Genomic DNA, 16,326 nt, shown 5'->3' on the forward strand with positions numbered 1-16,326 from the left:
AGGAGAACATCTCGTGGCAGATGCAAAGCGTTTCGATAACTACATCAATGGTGAATGGGTTGCGGGCAGTGAATACTGCGCCAACATCAACCCGTCCGAACTGACCGACACCATTGGCCACTACGCCAAAGCCGATCTGGCTCAGGTCCACGCCGCCATCGACGCCGCTCGCGCCGCGTTCCCGGCCTGGTCGACCTCGGGCATTCAGGCTCGTCACGACTCGCTGGACAAAGTCGGCACTGAAATCCTCGCCCGTCGCGAAGAACTCGGCACCTTGCTGGCCCGTGAAGAAGGCAAGACCTTGCCTGAAGCCATCGGCGAAGTGACCCGCGCCGGTAACATTTTCAAGTTCTTCGCCGGTGAAACCCTGCGTCTGTCCGGCGACTACCTGCCGTCGGTACGCCCGGGTGTGAACGTTGAAGTGACCCGCGAAGCATTGGGCGTGGTTGGCCTGATCACGCCGTGGAACTTCCCGATCGCAATCCCCGCGTGGAAAATCGCCCCGGCCCTGGCTTACGGTAACTGCGTCGTGCTGAAACCCGCCGATCTGGTGCCGGGTTGCGCCTGGGCCCTGGCTGAAATCATCTCCCGCGCAGGCTTCCCGGCCGGCGTGTTCAACCTGGTGATGGGCAGCGGTCGTGTGGTTGGCGATGCGATGGTGCAGAGCCCGAAAGTCGACGGCATCAGCTTCACCGGCTCCGTGGGCGTTGGTCGTCAGATCGCGGTCAGCTGCGTCTCGCGTCAGGCCAAGGTTCAGCTGGAAATGGGTGGCAAGAACCCACAGATCATTCTCGACGATGCTGATCTCAAGCAAGCGGTCGAGCTGTCGGTACAGAGCGCGTTCTACTCCACTGGCCAGCGTTGCACCGCTTCGAGCCGCTTCATCGTTACCGCCGGCATCCACGACAAGTTCGTCGAAGCCGTGGCCGAACGCATGAAGTCGATCAAGGTCGGCCACGCGCTGAAAGCCGGCACCGACATTGGTCCGGTCGTCTCGCAAGCTCAGCTTGAACAAGACATGAAGTACATCGACATCGGCCAGTCCGAAGGTGCTCGTCTGGTCAGCGGCGGCGGTCTGGTGACGTGTGACACCGAAGGCTACTACCTGGCGCCAACGCTGTTTGCCGACAGCGAAGCCGAGATGCGCATCAGCCGCGAAGAAATCTTTGGCCCGGTAGCCAACGTGGTTCGCGTTGCCGATTACGAAGCAGCACTGGCCATGGCCAACGACACCGAATTCGGTCTGTCGGCGGGTATCGCCACTACGTCGCTGAAGTACGCCAACCACTTCAAACGCCACTCCCAGGCCGGGATGGTTATGGTCAACCTGCCGACCGCTGGCGTGGATTACCACGTTCCATTCGGCGGGCGTAAAGGTTCATCCTATGGATCCCGCGAGCAAGGTCGCTATGCGCAAGAGTTCTACACCGTGGTGAAGACCTCTTACATCGGTTCCTGATACACGCAATACCCGTAGGAGCCGGCCTGTGTAGGAGCTGGCTTGCCAGCGATAGCATCACCGCGTTGTGACTGACACTGCGCGGTGTCTGTATCGCGGGCAAGCCCGGCTCCTACAAAAAGCCAGCGCCTGCAGAACACCGTTAGTACCCGCATAAAAATAATCAGTGGGAGTACATCTACATGCAAGCGACCAAGCCGACCCACGTCCGCTATTTGATCCTGCTCATGCTTTTTCTGGTGACCACGATCAACTACGCCGACCGGGCCACTATCGCCATCGCGGGCTCCAGCCTGCAAAAAGACCTCGGTATCGACGCGGTCACCCTCGGTTATATTTTCTCTGCATTCGGTTGGGCCTACGTGGCCGGGCAAATTCCCGGTGGCTGGCTGCTGGACCGTTTCGGCTCGAAAAAAGTGTATGCACTGAGCATCTTCACCTGGTCGCTGTTCACTGTGTTGCAGGGTTATGTCGGCGAGTTCGGCATGTCCACCGCGGTGGTAGCGCTGTTCATGCTGCGCTTCCTGGTCGGTCTGGCTGAAGCGCCATCCTTCCCTGGCAACGCACGCATTGTGGCGGCCTGGTTCCCGACTGCTGAACGCGGTACGGCTTCGGCGATCTTCAACTCGGCGCAATACTTTGCCACCGTGTTGTTTGCACCGCTGATGGGCTGGATCGTCTACAGCTTCGGCTGGCAGCACGTGTTCATCGTCATGGGTGTCGTCGGCATCATCTTCTCGGGCATCTGGCTGAAAGTTATCCACAGCCCGCGTCAGCACCCGAAGATCAACGAGGCCGAGTTCAAGCACATCGCCGAGAACGGCGGCATGGTCGACCTGGACCAGGACAAAGGCAAAGGGAAAGCGGTCGACAAACCTGCTGAAGGTCCGAAGTGGGACTACGTGCGTCAGCTGCTGACCAATCGCATGATGCTGGGCGTGTACTTGAGCCAGTACTGCATCAACGCAATCACCTATTTTTTCCTGACCTGGTTTCCGGTGTACCTGGTGCAAGAACGCGGCATGACCATCCTCAAGGCCGGTTTTATTGCCTCGTTGCCGGCGATCTGCGGTTTTATCGGTGGTGTGTTGGGCGGTGTGATTTCCGATTACCTGCTGCGCAAAGGCCATTCCCTGACCTTCGCCCGCAAGGCGCCGATCATCGCTGGCTTGCTGGTGTCCAGCAGCATCGTGGCCTGTAACTACGTCGACATCGAATGGATGGTCGTGGGCTTCATGGCTTTGGCATTCTTCGGCAAAGGCGTTGGTGCACTGGGCTGGGCGGTGGTTTCCGACACGTCGCCGAAACAGATCGCCGGTTTGAGTGGCGGCCTGTTCAACATGTTCGGCAACATCGCGTCGATCACCACGCCAATCGTGATCGGCTACATCATCAGCTCCACCGGTTCGTTCAAATGGGCGCTGGTGTTTGTCGGTTGCAACGCACTGGTTGCGGTGTTCAGCTACCTGGTGATCGTCGGTCCGATCAAACGTGTAGTACTCAAGGAGCCGCCTGTCAGCGGTCCTGAAACAAACAACAAATTGTCACAAGCGCATTCCTGAGGAGCGGCGTCATGCAGTTGATTGAACATTCCGACTCGCCGCGCTACATCCGCCTGCACGAGCGGGACAACGTAGTGATCGTGGTCAATGACCAAGGCGTGCCAGCCGGCACTGAGTTTCCGGATGGCCTGGTGACTGTGGACTTCGTGCCACAGAGCCACAAAGTCACGCTGGAAGACATTCCCGAAGGCGGCCAGGTGATTCGTTACGGCCAGACCATTGGCTACGCGTTGCAGCCGATTCCGCGCGGCAGCTGGGTCAAGGAAGATCAACTGCGCATGCCCACCGCGCCACCGCTGGACAGCTTGCCGCTATCCACCGAAGTGCCGGCGGCGCAGGCACCGCTGGAAGGCTTTACGTTCGAGGGATATCGCAACGCCGATGGCACCGTCGGCACGCGCAATATTCTTGGGATTACCACGACTGTTCAGTGCGTCACCGGCGTGCTCGATCATGCGGTCAAACGCATCAAGGACGAGTTGCTGCCCAAGTACCCGAATGTCGATGACGTGGTGGCGCTGACCCACAGTTACGGCTGTGGTGTGGCGATTACGGCGGCCGACGCGTATATCCCGATCCGCACCGTGCGCAACCTGGCGCGCAACCCGAACCTGGGCGGCGAAGCGTTGGTGATCAGCCTGGGCTGCGAGAAGTTGCAGGCCGGACAGGTGATGCACGAGAACGACAGTTCGGTGGATCTGAGCGAGCCGTGGTTGTACCGCTTGCAGGATTCGAGTCACGGTTTCACCGAGATGATCGAGCAGATCATGGCGCTGGCCGAAACCCGTCTGAAGAAGCTCGATCAGCGTCGCCGGGAAACCGTGCCGGCGTCCGAGCTGATTCTGGGCATGCAGTGCGGTGGCAGTGATGCGTTTTCCGGGATCACCGCCAACCCGGCGCTGGGTTATGCCTCGGACCTGTTGCTGCGTGCCGGTGCGACGGTGATGTTTTCCGAAGTCACTGAAGTGCGCGACGCCATCTACTTGCTGACTTCCCGCGCGGAGACCGAGGAAGTCGCTCGGGAGCTGGTGCGGGAAATGGACTGGTACGACCGTTACCTGGCCAAGGGCGAAGCGGATCGCAGCGCCAACACCACGCCGGGCAACAAGAAGGGCGGGTTGTCGAACATTGTCGAGAAGTCCCTGGGCTCGATCGTCAAGTCCGGCAGCAGCGCGATCAATGGGGTGCTTGGCCCTGGCGAGCGTTTCAAGCGCAAAGGGCTGATCTTCTGCGCGACCCCGGCCAGTGACTTTGTCTGCGGGACGTTGCAATTGGCGGCAGGGATGAACCTGCATGTGTTCACGACCGGACGCGGCACACCGTATGGTTTGGCGATGGCACCGGTGGTGAAGGTCTCGACCCGTACCGAGCTGGCGCAGCGCTGGCCGGATTTGATCGACATCGATGCCGGGCGGATTGCGACCGGGCGCGCTTCGATTGAAGACCTCGGCTGGGAGTTGTTCCACTACTACCTGGACGTGGCCAGCGGCAAGAAACAGACGTGGGCCGAGCAGCACAAGCTGCATAACGACATCACCCTGTTCAACCCGGCGCCGATCACATAGGACCGAGTCGCCTGCATCGCGGGCAAGCCTTGCTCCTACGTGCGTACGACGCAGACCTGTAGGAGCAAAGCTTGCTCGAGATAGCGGTCTACCAGACGCCGAAGGACTGAGTGGCTTATCATTAGCCCCCTAACGACGCTCACCCAAGGTTCCCCCCGGCATGCTGGCTATCTTCCTCGAAACCCTGAACATCACCGCGCCGGTGTTTGCCATGCTGTTTCTGGGGGCGTTGCTCAAGCGCATCAACTGGATCAACGACAACTTCATCCACACCGCGTCGGCCCTGGTGTTCAACGTCACCATGCCGGCGTTGTTGTTTCTGGGCATCCTGCATGCCGACCTCCACGCCGCGCTACAACCGGCGCTGCTGATCTACTTCTCGATTGCAACGCTGGTGAGTTTCGCCATTGCCTGGGGGTGGGCGATCTGGAAGTGCCCGCGTGAAGATCGGGGGATCTACACCCAAGGTGCATTTCGCGGCAACAACGGGGTGATCGGCCTGGCGCTGGCCGCGAGTATGTACGGTGATTACGGGATATCCCTCGGCGCGATTCTCGCGGCGCTGGTGATTCTGTTCTACAACACGCTCTCGACCATTGTGCTGGCGGTGTACAGCCCGGTGATCAAGTCCGATCCGTGGAGCATCTGCAAAAGCGTGAGCGGCAATCCGTTGATCATCAGCGTGTTTGCGGCGGCGCCGTTTGCCTATTTCAATATTGGCTTGCCGGGCTGGCTGGAGAAATCCGGGCAGTACCTGGCGCAGACCACGTTGCCGTTGGCGCTGATCTGCATCGGTGGGACGCTGTCGCTGGCAGCGTTGCGCAAGAGCGGCAACATGGCGTTCAGCTCAAGCCTGGTGAAGATGATCGGCCTGCCGGTGCTGACGACCCTTGGGGCGTGGCTCTGGGGCTTTCGTGGGGCGGAGCTGGGGATACTGTTTCTGTACTTCGGCAGCCCGACCGCTGCCGCCAGTTTTGTCATGGCGCGGCAGGCCAATGGCAATCACGAACTGGCGGCGGCGATCATTGTGATCACCACGTTGATGGCGGCGGTGACCACCAACATCGGGATCTTTTTGTTGCAGTGGGGTGGGTGGATCTGACTGCAGGATCTGCTGTGTTTTAGAGGGCCTCATCGCGAGCAGGCTCGCTCCCACAGTGATCTTCGGTGTTCACACAACTTGTGGAACAAAGGAGATCCCCCTGTAGGAGTGAGCCTGCTCGCGATGGCGGCAGACCTTTCACCACAATTTTCGGATTTTTACTCCGGCTTCTGATAACTCTCTATCACTTCCTGCGCCGCCCGAAACGCATCAATCGCCGCCGGGGCGCCGGCATACACTGCACAATGCAGCAGCGTTTCACGAATCTCCTCCACCGTGCAGCCGTTGTTCAGTGCACCGCGCACGTGGCCTTTCAATTCTTGCGGGCATTTGAGCGCGGTCAGCGCGGCGAGGGTGATCAGGCTGCGGGTTCTCAGCGCCAGGCCATCTCGGTTCCAGACAGCGCCCCAGGCGTGTTCATTGACGAAATCCTGCAACGGTTGGGTGAACTCAGTGGCATTGCCCAGTGCGCGGTCGACGAAGGCGTCGCCCATCACTTGGCGGCGGACTTCAACGCCAGGTTTTTTATTGTCGGTCATGGCACATCCCTCTTGTGGTGTTGGCGACGCCAGGCGAGCAGGGACGTGAACAGCAGAAACGCCACCAGCGCCGGCAGAACGAAAAACAGCATCAGGTGTTCAAGCTTGGCGGCCAGTGGCATGCCGGTAGTGAACGACACCACGTGCAGCCCGTAAGCCAGGTACAAACCCAGACACAGCAAACCTTCGGCCCGGGTCACCCGGTAGCCGGTGTAGAACAGCGGCAGACAGAACACCGCGACACCGAGCATCACCGGCAAGTCGAAATCCAGGGCATTGGGTGAGACCGACAGGGGCGACGGCGCGATCAGTGCCGTCACGCCCAGTACACCCAGAAGGTTGAACAGGTTGCTGCCGATCACGTTGCCCACGGCAATCTCCCGCTCACCCCGCAGGGCTGCGATCAATGAGGTGGCCAGCTCTGGCAGGGACGTGCTGACGGCAACAATGGTCAGGCCGATGATCCGTTCCGACAACCCCAGGTCGGTCGCCACCTCTACTGCAGCCCCCAACAGCAGATGCCCGGCGTAGATCAGCATCGCCAGCCCGGCCACGATCATCAGCAGGCTGACGAACCAAGGGGGCGGACGGCTTAGCGGATCGCTCGATGTCGGACGAGCCGAGTGCCGAGACTGGCGCAGCAGCAAGCTCAGGTATAGCGCCAGTGCGGCCAGCAGTATTACGCCATCCGTTCGGGTCAGTTCTTCATTCCAGGCCAGGACGAACACCAGCAGGCTGGCGCCGATCATCAGCGGAATATCCAGGCGCACCAGTTGCCGCGAAACGCGCAGCGGAATGATCAGCGCCGAGAGCCCGAGGGTGACGAGAATGTTGAAGATACTGCTGCCGATCACGCTGCCGACGGCGATGTCGGCATTTTCCGCGAGGGTGGCTTGCAGGCTGACCGCCATCTGCGGTGCGCTGCTGCCGAGAGCGACGATGGTCAAGCCGATGATCAGCGGCCGCACATGCCACCGCGCCGCGAGGCGCACGGCGGCACGCACCATCAGCTCCGCGCCTGCGATCAGTAAAACCAGGCCGCTGAGCAGTTCAATCACACTGATCAGGGGTAAATCGGCAAGTCCGAAAATGGTTGGTGCTCCGTCTGTCAGTCGTCGAGGGCTTGCACACGAACCTTGGCGGTGCCGCTTTTGATCATGCCCAAGCGCTCGGCGGCTTCATGGGACAGATCGATCAGACGTCCGCGGGTATGCGGCCCGCGATCGTTGATGCGGACCACGCAGGACTTGTCGTTGTTCAGATTGGTGACCTTCACCCGCGTGCCGAAGGGCAACTGGCGATGGGCGGCGGTCATGGAGTTCTTGTCGAAACGCTCGCCACTGGCGGTGCGTTTGCCTTGGTGTTTGGCACCGTAATAGGACGCCGTGCCGGTTTTGTCGTAACCGTGTGGATCGACGGCATCGTTACTGGCACAACCGGCCAGCAGAGCGAGCAGGGCGCAGGCGCTAAGTAGACGCTTCATTCAAAGGTTTCCACATACAAATGTGGGAGCGAGCCTGCTCGCGAAGGGGGGCGTCACATTCAACATTTCTATCGACTGTCACACCGCTTTCGCGAGCAGGCTCGCTCCCACAGGGAATGGCGCCAGTAGTTAAGGCTGGCTCCATTGTCATCAGCCTTCGAGCTTGCTTTTGAGCAATTCGTTCACTTGTTGCGGGTTGGCCTTGCCTTTGGAGGCTTTCATGGCCTGGCCGACGAAGAAGCCGAACATTTTGCCGCGTTTGGCTTCGTCTGCCGCGCGGTACTGTTCAACCTGTTCGGCATTGGCCGCAAGCATCTCGTCCAGCACCGCCGAGATCGCGCCGCTGTCGGTCACTTGCTTGAGGCCGCGCTTGTCGATGATTTCGTCCGCGCTGCCTTCGCCGTTGGCCATCGCTTCAAACACCACCTTGGCGATCTTGCCGGAGATGGTGTTGTCCTTGATGCGCAACAGCATGCCGCCCAGTTGCTCGGCGGAAACCGGCGACTGTTCGATGTCCAGGCCTTGCTTGTTGAGCAGGCTGCCCAACTCGACCATCACCCAGTTAGCCGCCAGTTTGGCGTCGCCGCCGATGCTCGCGACTTTCTCGAAGTAATCGGCTTGCTCGCGGCTGGTCGCCAGCACGCTGGCGTCATAGACCGACAGACCGAATTGCTCCTGGAAACGCTCGCGTTTTTGCGGCGGCAATTCCGGCAGGGTCGCACGTACGTCGTCGAGGAACGAGTCTTCGATGACCACCGGCAGCAGGTCCGGATCAGGGAAGTAACGGTAGTCGTTGGCTTCCTCTTTGCTGCGCATCGGACGGGTTTCGTCCTTGTTCGGATCGTACAGTCGGGTCTGCTGGATCACTTTGCCGCCGTCTTCGATCAGCTCGATCTGACGCTGGACTTCGCTGTTGATCGCCTTCTCGATGAAGCGGAACGAGTTGACGTTCTTGATCTCGCAGCGAGTGCCGAATTCAACCTGGCCTTTCGGACGGATCGACACGTTGCAGTCGCAACGTAGCGAGCCTTCGGCCATGTTGCCGTCGCAGATGCCCAGGTAGCGCACCAGTGCGTGGATGGTCTTGACGTAAGCCACGGCTTCCTTGGCGCTACGCATGTCCGGCTCGGACACGATTTCCAGCAGCGGTGTGCCGGCACGGTTCAGGTCGATGCCGGTGGCGCCGTTGAACTCTTCGTGCAGGCTTTTACCGGCGTCTTCTTCCAGGTGCGCACGGGTCACGCCGACACGTTTGATCGTGCCGTCTTCCATGGCGATGTCCAGGTGGCCCTTGCCAACGATCGGCAATTCCATCTGGCTGATCTGGTAGCCCTTCGGCAAGTCCGGGTAGAAATAGTTTTTACGGGCGAACACGTTGTGCTGGCCGATCTCGGCGTCAATCGCCAGACCGAACATCACCGCCATGCGCACTGCTTCCTGGTTCAGCACCGGCAGTACGCCGGGCATGCCCAGGTCGACCAGGCTGGCCTGGGTGTTCGGCTCGGAACCGAACGTGGTCGAACTACCGGAAAAGATTTTCGACCGGGTGGTGAGCTGGGTGTGAATCTCCAGCCCGATCACGACTTCCCATTGCATGTATGTCTCCTCAGAAGCCGGTTGGGGTGCGGGTGTGCCAGTCAGTGTTGAGCTGATACTGGTGGGCAACGTTCAACAGGCGACCTTCCTGGAAATACGGGGCGAGCAGTTGCACGCCCACCGGCAGGCCATCGACGAAACCGGCTGGCATGGACAAGCCTGGCAGGCCGGCGAGGTTGGCGGTGATGGTGTAGACGTCTTCCAGGTACGCAGCGACCGGGTCGCTGTTCTTGGCGCCCAGCTTCCAGGCCGGGTTCGGCGTGGTTGGGCCGAGGATGATGTCGACCTCATTAAAGGCTGCCATGAAGTCGTTCTTGATCAAGCGACGAATCTTCTGCGCCTTGAGGTAGTAGGCGTCGTAGTAACCGGCCGACAGCGCGTAGGCACCGACCATGATCCGGCGCTGCACTTCCGGGCCGAAACCTTCGCCACGGGAGCGCTTGTACAGATCGATCAGGTCTTTCGGGTTTTCGCAGCGATGGCCGAAACGCACGCCGTCGAAACGCGACAGGTTGGACGAGGCTTCTGCCGGAGCGATCACGTAGTACGCAGGAATCGCATGCTGCATGTTCGGCAGGCTGATTTCCTTGATCACGGCACCGAGCTTTTCCAGCTCCTTGACGCTGTTGTGGATCAGCTCGGCAATGCGCGGGTCGAGACCGGCGCTGAAATATTCTTTCGGCACGCCGATGCGCAGGCCTTGCAGCGAACCGTTCAGGCTGGCGCTGTAATCAGGCACAGGCTCGTCGATGCTGGTGGAGTCATTAGGATCGAAGCCGGCCATACCTTGCAACAAAATTGCACAGTCTTCGGCGGTGCGCGCCATCGGCCCGCCCTGATCGAGGCTGGAGGCGTAGGCAATCATGCCCCAGCGCGAAACGCGACCGTACGTCGGTTTCAGGCCAGTGAGGTTAGTCAGCGCAGCGGGCTGGCGAATGGAGCCGCCGGTATCGGTACCTGTAGCCGCAGGCAGCAGGCGCGCGGCAACCGCAGCCGCCGAACCGCCGGACGAACCGCCAGGCACGTGTTCCAGGTTCCACGGGTTTTTTACCGGGCCGTAGTAGCTCGACTCGTTGGCCGACCCCATGGCGAATTCGTCCATGTTGGTCTTGCCCAGGGTTACAGTCCCGGCAGCGGCCAGCTTGGCAACGACGGTGGCGTCGTATGGTGCTTTAAAATTGTCGAGCATCTTCGAGCCGCAGCTGGTGCGGATGCCCTGGGTGCAGAACAGGTCTTTGTGCGCAATCGGCGCGCCGAGCAGGGCGCCGCTCTCGCCATTGGCCCGGCGTGCGTCAGCGGCTTTCGCCTGCTGGAGCGCCAGGTCTTCGGTGAGGCTGATGAAGCTGTTGAGCTGGGGATCGAGCAGGGCGATACGCGCCAGCAGGGTCTTGGTCAGCTCTTCGGAAGAAAACTTTTTATCGGCGAGTCCGCGGGCGATCTCGGCCAGAGTCAATTGATGCATTGCAGGCTCTTTCCCTTTAGTCGATGACTTTCGGAACCAGGTACAGGCCGTTTTCGACCGCTGGTGCGATGGACTGATAGGCCTCGCGATGATTGGTCTCGGTCACGACGTCTGCACGCAGGCGCTGGCTGGCTTCCAGTGGGTGGGCCAGCGGCTCGATACCGTCGGTATTGACCGCCTGCATTTCGTCGACCAGACCCAGAATGCTGTTCAGGGCTGAGGTGATTTGTGGAAGATCGGCATCATTGAGGCCAAGGCAGGCCAAATGAGCGATTTTTTCCACGTCGGAGCGTTCAAGCGCCATTGCGATTCTCCAGTGGAAAACAGAACGGACGGCGTCCGTGTGTTAGATTGTCTGAACACTACCGCATTTCTACGGTCATAAGGCCGCGATTGTGGGGGTTGGTGCACAGAAAAGCGGCCAATTTAACATATTGGCGCCTTGCCCAAAATCCCTGTCGTTGTTAGAGTTTGCCGCACTTTTTTACCCACGCGTTGCCTAGGGTCCCTTTCCCATGTTCAAGAAACTGCGTGGCATGTTTTCCAGCGATCTTTCCATTGACCTGGGCACTGCCAACACCCTTATTTACGTGCGCGAGCGCGGTATCGTCCTGAATGAGCCATCGGTTGTGGCTATTCGGACACACGGTAACCAGAAAAGTGTCGTTGCTGTCGGCACCGAAGCGAAGCGCATGCTCGGCCGAACGCCGGGCAACATTGCTGCCATTCGTCCGATGAAGGACGGCGTGATTGCCGATTTCAGCGTCTGCGAAAAGATGCTGCAATATTTTATCAACAAGGTTCACGAAAACAGCTTTCTGCAGCCTAGCCCTCGTGTGCTGATCTGCGTTCCGTGCAAATCCACTCAGGTTGAGCGTCGTGCCATCCGTGAATCGGCCCTTGGTGCCGGTGCTCGTGAAGTGTTCCTGATCGAAGAACCAATGGCTGCCGCGATCGGTGCCGGTCTGCCGGTTGAAGAAGCACGCGGTTCGATGGTGGTCGATATCGGTGGTGGTACTACCGAAATCGCACTGATCTCCCTGAACGGTGTGGTTTACGCCGAATCCGTACGGGTTGGCGGCGACCGCTTCGACGAAGCGATCATCACTTACGTGCGTCGCAACTACGGCAGCCTGATCGGCGAGTCCACCGCCGAGCGCATCAAGCAGGAAATCGGTACGGCCTACCCGGGCGGCGAAGTGCGTGAAGTCGACGTTCGTGGTCGTAACCTGGCCGAAGGCGTTCCACGTGCTTTCACCCTGAACTCCAATGAAGTGCTGGAAGCTCTGCAAGAGTCCCTGGCCACCATCGTTCAGGCTGTGAAAAGTGCACTGGAGCAATCGCCTCCCGAGCTGGCGTCCGACATCGCCGAGCGCGGTCTGGTACTGACCGGTGGTGGCGCCTTGCTGCGTGACCTCGACAAGTTGCTGGCCCAGGAAACAGGTCTGCCGGTGATCGTCGCCGAAGACCCGCTGACCTGCGTTGCTCGCGGCGGTGGCCGTGCGTTGGAAATGATGGATAAACACACCATGGACCTGCTTTCCAGCGAGTGATTTCGCCGGTTGCATCTATGCTGTTGGCGCGCAGGCAGCACTTTGCAGTGCTGCCTGTTGGCGTTTATCTTCTGTCAGTCTGCATCCAGGCCGGTTTGATGCCGTATGAATAAAGAGAACATTTGCCTGGGAGGAGCGGCTTATTAAACCGCTTTTCACCAAAGGGCCTTCACTGGGCGTGCGCTTGTTGGTGCTGGTCGTGCTATCGGTCGCGCTGATGGTGGTCGATGCCCGCTTCACACTGCTCAAGCCAGTGCGTAGCCAAATGTCGCTGGTGCTGATGCAGTCTTACTGGATCACCGACCTGCCGCAGCGGCTATGGCAGGGTGTGGCCAGCCAATTTGGCAGCCGTACCGAACTCGTCGCCGAAAACGAAAAACTCAAAACCGAAAACCTGCTGTTGCAAGGCCGCATGCAGAAGCTTGCCGCCCTCACCGAGCAGAACGTTCGGCTGCGCGAGTTGCTCAACTCCTCCGCGTTGGTTAACGAGAAGGTCGAAGTGGCCGAGTTGATCGGCATGGACCCTAACCCTTTCACCCATCGCATCATCATCAACAAAGGTGAGCGCGACGGTGTGATCCTCGGTCAGCCGGTGCTCGATGCGCGTGGCCTGATGGGGCAGGTGGTCGAGTTGATGCCCTACACCTCCCGCGTATTGCTGCTGACTGACACTACCCACAGTATTCCCGTGCAGGTGAACCGTAACGGTCTGCGGGCGATTGCCAGCGGCACCGGCAACCCGGAACGCCTCGAGTTGCGTCACGTAGCCGATACCGCCGACATCAAGGAAGGTGATTTGCTGGTCAGCTCCGGCCTTGGTCAGCGGTTCCCGGCGGGTTACCCGGTGGCGACGGTCAAGGAAGTGATTCACGACTCCGGACAGCCGTTTGCCATCGTTCGCGCCGTACCGACCGCCGCGTTGAACCGCAGCCGTTATTTGCTGCTGGTGTACAGTGACGGCCGCACGGCCGAGGAGCGCGCCAACGAAGCGGCCCAGGCGCAGGAAGCACTGGACCAGCACGGCGGTGGCCCGATCATTCCGGCGACTGTACCCAAACCGGTTCCTGTGGCACCTGCTGCAACGGTTGCACCTGCTGCCGCGCCGGCCGCACCTGTCGCGCCCGCTGCCCCGGCTACTGCAACTCCGGCCAAGCCTGCTGCTGCGAAACCGGGCGCTAAAAAGCCGCCAGAGGCAGCACCTGCAGCCGCTAAACCGCCGGCAACGCCACCCACCGTCGTGAAGCCTGCTGCCAAACCGCCTGTCCCCGCGCCGGCTACCACTGGGAGACAAGAATAATGGTCGGTGTCAAAGCCTCCCGAAACGGCTGGATGGTCTGGGTAACGTTTGCCGTCGGCCTGTTGCTCAGCGTCTCGCCGTTGCCGCAATTCATGGAAATTCTCCGCCCGCTGTGGTTGGCGTTGCTGCTCGCATTCTGGGCGTTGGCCATGCCGCAAAAAGTCGGCATGCTCACCGCCTGGTGCCTGGGACTGGCTGAAGACGTGCTTTATGGCACGTTGCTTGGCCAGAATGCGCTGATCCTGACGTTGATCACCTTCCTGGTACTGTCGCTGCAACAGCGCTTGCGCATGTTCCCGATGTGGCAGCAGAGCCTGGTGATTCTGGTGATCTTCGGCCTCGCACAGCTTGTTCAACTATGGCTGAGTGCCTTGACCGGTAATCGTCAACCAACGCTGGCGCTGGTACTGCCGGCCCTGGTCAGTGCGTTGCTGTGGCCATGGGTCAGCTACGGTTTGCGTGGTCTGCGTCGGCGCTACAAAATCAATTAATTCGGTCAGGCATTTGCCCGCACCTGCACCAGACAGGGAGATGTCTTGATGAAACAGCTATACCTCGCCTCTGGCTCGTCGCGTCGGCGTGAACTGCTCACGCAGATCGGCGTGCCATTCTCCGCCATCAGCGCGGACATCGATGAAACCCCATTACCTCAAGAATCCCCGTCGGCTTATGTCGAGCGCCTGGCGCGCGGCAAGGCCGAGGCCGGGCACGGAACCGTCGTGTCCGATGCCGATTTTTGCGTGCTGGGAGCTGACACCGCTGTGGTGCTGGACGGCAAAATTCTTGGTAAACCGGTGGACGAAGCCGAAGCGTGCGCCATGCTTATGCTGTTGGCCGGCCGTGAGCATGAAGTGCTCACCGCCATCGCCGTACTCGACGCAGAGCGCTGCGAGTCTCGGGTGGTGCGCAGTCTGGTGCGGTTTCGCAACATCAGTCGCGAAGAAGCGGCAGCCTATTGGGCCAGTCATGAGCCTCGCGACAAGGCGGGTGGCTACGGAATTCAGGGACTGGGGGCGGTATTTGTTGCCGGGCTCAACGGCAGTTACTCGGCTGTGGTCGGATTGCCGCTGTGCGAAACCGCAGAACTTCTCAGCCATTTCGGCATACCCTGTTGGCAAACACTTAACGCGCGCTGAGCGTCGTACTGACAAGATGCAGCCATTATCGTGAATACGCCTGAACGAGACCCTGCCATGAGTGAAGAGATTCTGATCAACATCACGCCGATGGAATCGCGCGTGGCGGTGGTCGAAAACGGTGTTCTGCAAGAGGTCCACGTCGAGCGAACGCAAAAGCGCGGGATCGTCGGCAACATCTATAAAGGCAAGGTCGTACGGGTATTACCAGGCATGCAGGCGGCGTTCGTCGACATCGGTCTGGACCGCGCGGCGTTCATTCACGCCTCGGAAATTTCCCTGCGCGAAGGCCCGGCGGTCGAAAGCATCAGTGCCTTGGTCCATGAAGGCCAGAGCCTGGTGGTCCAGGTCACCAAAGACCCGATCGGCTCCAAAGGCGCACGCCTGACGACACAGCTGTCGATTCCATCGCGTTATCTGGTGTACATGCCGCGCACCGCTCACGTCGGTATTTCGCTGAAGATCGAAGACGAGGCCGAGCGCGAGCGCCTCAAGCAGGTGGTCACCGATTGCGTGGCCAAAGAAGGCATCATAGAGGCTGGCGGCTTCATTTTGCGCACCGCTGCCGAAGGGGCTGGCGCCGATGAGATCCTCATGGACATCCGCTACCTGCGCCGGCTCTGGGATCAGATCAACGAGCAGATCAAAACCATCAGCGCACCGAGTGTGATCTACGAAGACCTCGGCCTGGCGTTGCGGACCTTGCGTGACCTGGTGAGCCCGAAGATCGAGAAGATCCGCATCGACTCCCGAGAAACCTTCCAGAAAACCACACAGTTCGTCGCCGAACTGATGCCGGAAATCGCCGATCGTCTTGAACACTATCCGGGCGAGCGGCCTATTTTCGATTTGTATGGCGTTGAAGACGAAATCCAGAAAGCCCTGGAACGCAAAGTCCCGCTCAAGTCGGGCGGTTACCTGGTGGTCGATCCGGCGGAAGCCATGAGCACCATTGACGTCAACACCGGGGCTTTTGTCGGCCATCGCAATCTTGAAGAAACCATCTTCAAGACCAACCTTGAAGCCGCCACCGCCATTGCCCGACAGCTGCGCCTGCGCAATCTGGGCGGGATCATCATCATCGACTTCATCGACATGGAAGACGAGGAACACCAGCGCCAGGTATTGCGCACGCTCGAGAAGCAACTGGAACGCGACCACGCCAAAACCAACATCATCGGCATTACCGAATTGGGCCTGGTGCAGATGACCCGCAAGCGCACCCGCGAAAGTCTTGAACAAGTACTGTGCGAACCGTGCAGCAGCTGCCAGGGGCGAGGCAAACTGAAGACGCCGGAAACGGTCTGCTACGAAATTTTTCGAGAAATCCTCCGCGAGGCGCGCGCCTATCAAGCGGAAGGCTATCGTGTATTGGCGAACCAGAAAGTAGTCGACCGATTGCTCGATGAAGAGTCAGGTAATGTTGCCGAACTGGAAGGATTTATCGGACGCACGATTCGATTCCAGGTGGAAACCATGTATTCCCAGGAACAATACGACGTGGTGTTGCTCTGAATCGCTGTGTTTCATCCTTACTAGAACGGCTGGCCTCAGCTTTTTGCAGCATTTTTG

Annotated in this window: 15 protein-coding genes; 9 read left to right on the forward strand and 6 right to left on the reverse strand. The window is 59.8% G+C overall.

Features of this window, described 5'->3' with window-relative positions; genetic code table 11:
* Positions 1-13: 13 nt before the first annotated feature.
* The 4 genes from KGB06_RS13455 to KGB06_RS13470 all read left to right on the forward strand — a co-directional run bounded on the left by KGB06_RS13455 (position 14) and on the right by KGB06_RS13470 (position 5,688).
* A complete protein-coding gene (locus tag KGB06_RS13455; protein ID WP_223516465.1) occupies positions 14-1,459 on the forward strand; it encodes an aldehyde dehydrogenase family protein in 1,446 nt (481 codons plus the stop codon).
* A 182-nt stretch (positions 1,460-1,641) separates the two neighbouring features.
* Positions 1,642-3,021: an MFS transporter gene (locus KGB06_RS13460; RefSeq protein ID WP_223516467.1), complete on the forward strand. Its 1,380-nt coding sequence runs from the start codon at positions 1,642-1,644 to the stop codon at positions 3,019-3,021.
* Between the two features lie 11 nt (positions 3,022-3,032).
* Positions 3,033-4,586, forward strand: a complete 1,554-nt coding sequence (gene garD / locus KGB06_RS13465) for a galactarate dehydratase (protein ID WP_223516476.1) — start codon at positions 3,033-3,035, stop codon at positions 4,584-4,586.
* Between the two features lie 160 nt (positions 4,587-4,746).
* Positions 4,747-5,688 carry an AEC family transporter gene (locus KGB06_RS13470; protein WP_223516478.1) on the forward strand — a complete coding sequence of 314 codons (942 nt, stop codon included), beginning with the start codon at positions 4,747-4,749 and terminating at the stop codon, positions 5,686-5,688.
* 158 nt (positions 5,689-5,846) lie between these two features.
* Here KGB06_RS13470 and KGB06_RS13475 read toward each other — a convergent pair whose 3' ends face one another.
* The 6 genes from KGB06_RS13475 to gatC form a co-directional block, all read right to left on the reverse strand.
* Complete coding sequence (locus KGB06_RS13475) at positions 5,847-6,227, reverse strand: carboxymuconolactone decarboxylase family protein (RefSeq protein ID WP_223516480.1); 381 nt, start codon at positions 6,225-6,227, stop codon at positions 5,847-5,849.
* The gene (locus KGB06_RS13480) at positions 6,224-7,285 is read right to left on the reverse strand and encodes a calcium/sodium antiporter (protein WP_223516482.1); all 1,062 of its coding nucleotides are present in this window, start codon (positions 7,283-7,285) and stop codon (positions 6,224-6,226) included. Before KGB06_RS13480 ends, KGB06_RS13475 begins: the two co-directional genes overlap by 4 nt.
* Before the next feature lie 50 nt (positions 7,286-7,335).
* The gene (locus KGB06_RS13485) at positions 7,336-7,710 is read right to left on the reverse strand and encodes a septal ring lytic transglycosylase RlpA family protein (RefSeq protein ID WP_223516484.1); all 375 of its coding nucleotides are present in this window, start codon (positions 7,708-7,710) and stop codon (positions 7,336-7,338) included.
* 150 nt (positions 7,711-7,860) lie between these two features.
* Entirely contained in the window at positions 7,861-9,306 is a 1,446-nt protein-coding gene (gene gatB / locus KGB06_RS13490) for an Asp-tRNA(Asn)/Glu-tRNA(Gln) amidotransferase subunit GatB (protein ID WP_150782085.1), read from the reverse strand.
* A gap of 10 nt (positions 9,307-9,316) precedes the next feature.
* Positions 9,317-10,768, reverse strand: coding sequence for an Asp-tRNA(Asn)/Glu-tRNA(Gln) amidotransferase subunit GatA (gene gatA, locus KGB06_RS13495; RefSeq protein ID WP_223516486.1), 1,452 nt, complete (start codon positions 10,766-10,768; stop codon positions 9,317-9,319).
* Between the two features lie 16 nt (positions 10,769-10,784).
* Positions 10,785-11,072 (reverse strand): Asp-tRNA(Asn)/Glu-tRNA(Gln) amidotransferase subunit GatC, encoded by a 288-nt coding sequence (gatC, locus tag KGB06_RS13500; protein WP_046026838.1) that lies wholly within the window; start codon positions 11,070-11,072, stop codon positions 10,785-10,787.
* 211 nt (positions 11,073-11,283) lie between these two features.
* Between gatC and mreB the strand changes: the two genes are divergently transcribed.
* From mreB to rng, 5 genes are all read left to right on the forward strand, one after another.
* Complete coding sequence (gene mreB, locus KGB06_RS13505) at positions 11,284-12,321, forward strand: rod shape-determining protein MreB (RefSeq protein ID WP_002555108.1); 1,038 nt, start codon at positions 11,284-11,286, stop codon at positions 12,319-12,321.
* 142 nt (positions 12,322-12,463) lie between these two features.
* Complete coding sequence (mreC, locus tag KGB06_RS13510) at positions 12,464-13,618, forward strand: rod shape-determining protein MreC (RefSeq protein WP_223516697.1); 1,155 nt, start codon at positions 12,464-12,466, stop codon at positions 13,616-13,618.
* Positions 13,618-14,109: a rod shape-determining protein MreD gene (mreD, locus tag KGB06_RS13515; RefSeq protein ID WP_223516488.1), complete on the forward strand. Its 492-nt coding sequence runs from the start codon at positions 13,618-13,620 to the stop codon at positions 14,107-14,109. Before mreC ends, mreD begins: the two co-directional genes overlap by 1 nt.
* Before the next feature lie 48 nt (positions 14,110-14,157).
* On the forward strand, positions 14,158-14,754 hold the full coding sequence (locus tag KGB06_RS13520) for a Maf family protein (protein WP_223516497.1): 597 nt from the start codon (positions 14,158-14,160) through the stop codon (positions 14,752-14,754).
* 57 nt (positions 14,755-14,811) lie between these two features.
* Complete coding sequence (gene rng, locus KGB06_RS13525; RefSeq protein ID WP_223516498.1) at positions 14,812-16,269, forward strand: ribonuclease G; 1,458 nt, start codon at positions 14,812-14,814, stop codon at positions 16,267-16,269.
* Positions 16,270-16,326: the final 57 nt, after the last annotated feature.

It is taken from the genome of Pseudomonas sp. GL-B-19 (assembly GCF_019956415.1).
In the GTDB taxonomy this organism is placed as follows: domain Bacteria; phylum Pseudomonadota; class Gammaproteobacteria; order Pseudomonadales; family Pseudomonadaceae; genus Aquipseudomonas.

Bases quoted from the DNA above. Each gene is read 5' to 3' on its own strand.
- rng (WP_223516498.1), top strand. From the start codon at position 14,812: ATGAGTGAAGAGATTCTGATCAACATCACGCCGATGGAATCGCGCGTG.
- gatA (WP_223516486.1), bottom strand. From the start codon at position 10,768: ATGCATCAATTGACTCTGGCCGAGATCGCCCGCGGACTCGCCGATAAA.
- garD (WP_223516476.1), top strand. From the start codon at position 3,033: ATGCAGTTGATTGAACATTCCGACTCGCCGCGCTACATCCGCCTGCAC.
- KGB06_RS13520 (WP_223516497.1), top strand. From the start codon at position 14,158: ATGAAACAGCTATACCTCGCCTCTGGCTCGTCGCGTCGGCGTGAACTG.
- gatC (WP_046026838.1), bottom strand. From the start codon at position 11,072: ATGGCGCTTGAACGCTCCGACGTGGAAAAAATCGCTCATTTGGCCTGC.
- mreD (WP_223516488.1), top strand. From the start codon at position 13,618: ATGGTCGGTGTCAAAGCCTCCCGAAACGGCTGGATGGTCTGGGTAACG.
- mreB (WP_002555108.1), top strand. From the start codon at position 11,284: ATGTTCAAGAAACTGCGTGGCATGTTTTCCAGCGATCTTTCCATTGAC.
- KGB06_RS13460 (WP_223516467.1), top strand. From the start codon at position 1,642: ATGCAAGCGACCAAGCCGACCCACGTCCGCTATTTGATCCTGCTCATG.
- KGB06_RS13475 (WP_223516480.1), bottom strand. From the start codon at position 6,227: ATGACCGACAATAAAAAACCTGGCGTTGAAGTCCGCCGCCAAGTGATG.
- KGB06_RS13485 (WP_223516484.1), bottom strand. From the start codon at position 7,710: ATGAAGCGTCTACTTAGCGCCTGCGCCCTGCTCGCTCTGCTGGCCGGT.
- KGB06_RS13470 (WP_223516478.1), top strand. From the start codon at position 4,747: ATGCTGGCTATCTTCCTCGAAACCCTGAACATCACCGCGCCGGTGTTT.
- gatB (WP_150782085.1), bottom strand. From the start codon at position 9,306: ATGCAATGGGAAGTCGTGATCGGGCTGGAGATTCACACCCAGCTCACC.